This is a genomic window from Nonomuraea sp. NPDC005692, assembly GCF_040631115.1.
Taxonomy (GTDB): domain Bacteria; phylum Actinomycetota; class Actinomycetes; order Streptosporangiales; family Streptosporangiaceae; genus Nonomuraea.
In genome coordinates this window covers 1-4,589 of sequence record NZ_JBEXYU010000076.1, presented here as the reverse complement: position 1 = coordinate 4,589, position 4,589 = coordinate 1, and the positions used below count along the sequence as shown (strand labels likewise).

The 4,589-nt window shown below is 64.0% G+C and carries 3 protein-coding genes; all 3 read left to right on the top strand.

The window, feature by feature from the left end:
• The first annotated feature begins 364 nt into the window (after positions 1-364).
• The 3 genes from ABZ459_RS52645 (at position 365) to ABZ459_RS52635 (ending at position 3,724) form a co-directional block, all read left to right on the top strand.
• Positions 365-1,111: a phosphotransferase gene (locus ABZ459_RS52645; RefSeq protein WP_357989077.1), complete on the top strand. Its 747-nt coding sequence runs from the start codon at positions 365-367 to the stop codon at positions 1,109-1,111.
• 810 nt (positions 1,112-1,921) lie between these two features.
• Entirely contained in the window at positions 1,922-2,578 is a 657-nt protein-coding gene (radC, locus tag ABZ459_RS52640) for a DNA repair protein RadC (RefSeq protein ID WP_357989075.1), read from the top strand.
• Between the two features lie 702 nt (positions 2,579-3,280).
• Positions 3,281-3,724, top strand: a complete 444-nt coding sequence (locus ABZ459_RS52635) for a transposase (RefSeq protein WP_357989073.1) — start codon at positions 3,281-3,283, stop codon at positions 3,722-3,724.
• The last annotated feature ends 865 nt before the right edge of the window (positions 3,725-4,589 follow it).

Sequence of the window (4,589 nt, the reverse complement as noted above, 5' to 3'; positions counted from 1 at the left end):
CCGCCGAATACGAAACCCTCTACCGCGCAGAAATCAAGTCAGCTACTCTCGCCCCAGCCACGTAACCCGGTCTCCAACAAACCCGGCGCGGTTCAGTTGGAAGCTTGAGCTGCGGACCAGGATTCTCGCCGGCTTCCGATCAGCCTTGGCGACGGGCGTCCACGCCACTGCACAGGCTTCACTGTTCGTAGATCAAGCCGGGCGATTCGCTGTTGATCGCGACTTGCGCCTCCAGGCGAGGAACGCCTCACTTGCTTGATCCCTCAGTGGTCAGTGTCCTGCACAGGCCTCCGGGCAGTGGGACGCGATCAGCCGTGCAGTCGCACGCGAAAACCTGGCGACGTCGATGGTCATCCTCGCGATAATGGCCGACGTGGAGGAGATCGAGGTCGTCGTCGCGCATAACGAGCGCGCGACCCTGCGTGCCGGCGACGTGTTCCTGAAGATCGACGCCGATCAGACACGCACCGACGTCGAGGTCGAAGCGATGGCCATGGCGCCGATCCCGACGCCGGAGGTCTTGTGGCGCAAACCGCCCGTGCTCGCGCTCGCCACTGTTCCAGGGACGGCACTCGGCCGTCTGGGCGAGCCGTCTGTCGCGTCGCCGGCGGCATGGGCTGCGGTGGGTGTCGCCGTACGGATGCTGCACGACGCGCCCCTGCCGCCATGGCCCGGTCAGAGCCTGGACGAGGTCACATCGCGTCTCGACGCCGAATGCGAGTGGCTCGTCACGAACGGCGTCCTTCCCACCGACCTGGTCACGCGCAATCGCGAGGTTGCCGAGGCTGCGCTCCGGCCATGGAAGCCGGTGTTCGCGCACGGCGATTTGCAGATCACGCACGTGTTCGTCGACGGTGACGAGGTCACCGGCGTGATCGACTGGTCCGAGGCGGGCCAGGGCGACGCCATGTTCGACCTCGCCATCTTGACGCTCGGACATGAGGAACGCCTGGGCGACGTCATCGCCGGCTACGGTGCCGACGTCGACCTCGACGTGATCCGCGGATGGTGGTCCTCGCGAAGCCTGCTGGCGATCAGATGGCTGATCGAGCACGGCTTCGACCCGTTCTCGCCAGGCTGCGAGGTCGACGTGCTGAAATCCCGGATGTGAGCCGGCTGAGCTGACGGCCACGAGCGCCGTTCCGTCGCATCGGGCGAGGCATATCCGCGAATGCGTGGTCTTCCTGACCGACGATGTGATGGCCTCGAGGCCGCGAGCAGCCGGGCGACGACGTCGGACCGCCGAAGCACGATTTGAGCCGACGAGACGCCCCAGCTGCCGGCAGCGGGTGTCGCACACATGCCCAGGATGAAGCCTCGGGCGGTTCGTATGGCTCGCGCTCGGTGAGATCTCCGAACCGACGTCAGTGAGTCGCGCTGCCCATATCGGAATTAGCTCGATAATCGTCGCTTCGGCGGGCGAGTCCTCAGCGAAACCATTAACGCCCCCTTCGACATCATGGGCTTGGATGACGAACAATGGCCACCCAGGTTCCGACCTGCCTTTTCTAGGCTGACATCGAATACCCGAGCATTCTGTTGCTCTTTCGACAGCGAACAAGGGCGGTAGAGAGCTTGCGGCGGGATCGTAAGGGGCGCTGTCAGGCGCCCCGGGCAAGCACCTTGAGCGCCCGCCACCGTCAACAGGGTCAACATCGACGCCGGCAAATCACGCGTTCCGGCAGGCAACCATAAGGCACTCGGAGAACATCCTGCGCATTACGCCACGCAAGGTCACTCGTCCGCTGGTTCGGTTCGCGTCACGGCATTGCGAAGGCGGCCATTCCTCTCAATCGCGACCTACGGCCGCCATCGACGTAGCTCAAGCGCGATATATCCGCCCACTGCATCCTTTATCGGACTGGAATTCGGAGCCTGAAATTGTCGGTCCTCGTTGATAGAACGGGTGCGGAGGTTGCGAATGCGAGTCAAAGATCTGTACGAGCGCGATCGGCCGCGAGAAAGGCTCATGTCGAGCGGCGCGGCGGTGCTTGCCGACCGAGAGCTGCTGGCCGTTCTGCTCGGCTCCGGCTTCCGCGGGGCGAGCGCGCTGGAACTGGCCAGTCAAGTCATCGAACACTGCGGCGACCTCGACGCACTCGGGCGCGCCGATCCGCATCGGCTGCTCAGACTGCGAGGCATAGGGCCGGCCAAGGCCGCGCGGGTGGCGGCTGCCTTTCATCTCGTACGGCGTGCAGCGTCGGAACCTGCGCGGATGCGCATCGCCAGCACATCCGACCTGGCAGAGGTCTGCGCGCCCCTACTGCGTGGCCTCGGGCATGAACGCTTCGTCGTGGTGGTGTGCGATACGCGGGGTGGCGTGCTGAAACGTTCGGTGTTGACAGAGGGCGGCGCCGATCACACGACGGTGCCCGTGCGGGAGACGATCTCCCTTGTGCTCACCACCGGTGGCGCCATGTTCGGCGTTGCCCACAATCACCCTGGAGGCTCTCTCGATCCCAGCGAGGCCGATCTGGAAGTCACGGCCCGCCTCGCCGAGGCCGCCCGAACGGTCGGGCTGCGTCTCCTCGACCATCTGATCATCACGGATGCGGCTTGGAGGCGAATCTCCCTGTGAATCACCTTCATCCAGGACCTCGACGGAAGTTCGCACGCGGGGGCCCAAAAGGAACCTTGCTCTTAAAGCGTCGAACAGGAGAAACGTATGAGGCGGCCATGAGAGCCTAATGGCACGAGTTGAGGCCGCAACGGACGTCGGCCGGCCAACAGACTCGCCCAAGCGTGGTCCCGCGCATCCGGGAAAGCACGGGACCACGCTCTTCTTTGTTGCGAACAGATTTCGTGTGGCGAGGGGCCGACAGTTAGGCACGGACCGCGGCCTCTGGATCTTCTCGATGGCTGGCAGCACGCGGAAGCCCGCATCTGCACTCGCCTGCCGAGGAAGCCTAGCGCGGTGGCGCCGAGACATACCGCCCATGTTCAAGGCTCAAGCTTGGCCGCTCGAGAGGCTATGAGCCCAATTGTCCATTGTCTCTAGCATGGTGGCTGTTCGTATGACAGGCGACTGTTGAGCGCAAGACGGTAGTCATGAGCAATAGTCGTGGATGGTCTACGTCCCTGTCACGGTTGCTCGAAAATTTTGACTAATCCTTGCCGAACTGCTGCGCAGGCTATGACGGAGAAGGCACACTGGTTCCTGCGGCCATTGCAAGACTCCTTCACCCCTTGAATCGTTGCTATTCGAAGGAGACTTGCGATGGCCGTCCTTATTGTCCTGGTGACGAGGCTGAGAGCAGAAAGCAGTCGAGGATAGGGATAAATGCGCCATACGGACCTGACGAATGCGGAGTGGGAACGGCTGGTGCCGTTGCTGCCTGATGGCGACGTTGGACGCCGGCGGCACGGAGACCAGCGCATGCTGATCAACGGGGTGCTGTACCAGGCGCGAACCGGGTCGCCTTGGCGCAGCCTCCCGGATCGGTTCGGATGTTGGATCACCGTCTACAAACGGCAGCGCCGCTGGGCGGCGGACGGGACCTGGGGGCGGCTGCTCAGGGATGTGCAGGCCGCGCAAGGCATCGGCAGCCACATGAACAGGGATGTTGTGGTGCATCCTGGTGCTGTCATGACTTACGACGTCGGCTCGTCGGCTGGGGCTGCGCGCGAGGCGGGGTCCGGATCGGTACAGCAGAGAGATCCGGTGCTGGCGAGCCTGGAACTCCGCCTGACCGAGGTGATCAGGATGGGGAAACGTAAGGGTTGAAATGAGGGGGCTGGTGCTCGCTGGCCCCTGTTGGTTGTGTGGGTAGGGTGCCTGCCGTCCCGACTTGATCGGCTTGTTTGTGATCGAGGGTCGGCAGGAGACGCGGCGTGGCGCGTCATATGGGAGCAATCGAGTCCGTCGGCCAACATCAAGCGTCAGGCCGATCATCGCCAACTCGCCACGCTGCCGGACGACAGGTGGGCCATCCTGGTGTTGTCCGTTGCAGATCGCTCTGCGGCCAATGACGGGGTTAAGGCCGCGGGGTCGCGCTTGTGCAGTCGACGAATCGGCCGTAGCGGGCGCCGATGTTGCCAGGGTGATGACCGCGTCGGCGCCCTTGGGAACGGCTGTCAGGCTGCTGTTGCCGTTGGGATGGGCAGCTGTTGCCGTTGAGTTTGTCGCGATGTAGCCGGGATGGGCGGCGTAGGTTCGCATGTCAGACAGAGCCTGGGCCTCCCGGCAGTCAGCATCGTGAGCGCTGCCTCTGAGGGGTATCGACCCGCGCGGTCGCGGGCGACTCCGCTCGGAGGGGCACTGTCGTGGGCGAGCGAACTTGGTCCGCTGCTGACAGGTCACGCCAATGCGGACCAGAGGCGTGGCGAGTGCAGTACCGGCCTGCACGCCCCAGTGGGGACTTTGGGTGCCGAGCAGCATGGTGTGGCCGAGCTAGACGAGGGGGCGGGAGGTCTCGTGGCGTGCTGGTGACCCCGGGTACAAGACAGTGATCACGAGGGCTGTGTGTGGTCCTGCGGACGAGACTGAGCTTGGCTGGTCACGTCCACGGACGTGGTGTATGAGTCGATCTTCGCGTGATCCTATTTCTGCAGGTTAAGCGGTAAGTGTCTGCGGGAGTGGGTTCTGGGCC

Bases quoted from the DNA above. Each gene is read 5' to 3' on its own strand.
- radC (WP_357989075.1), top strand. From the start codon at position 1,922: ATGCGAGTCAAAGATCTGTACGAGCGCGATCGGCCGCGAGAAAGGCTC.
- ABZ459_RS52645 (WP_357989077.1), top strand. From the start codon at position 365: ATGGCCGACGTGGAGGAGATCGAGGTCGTCGTCGCGCATAACGAGCGC.
- ABZ459_RS52635 (WP_357989073.1), top strand. From the start codon at position 3,281: ATGCGCCATACGGACCTGACGAATGCGGAGTGGGAACGGCTGGTGCCG.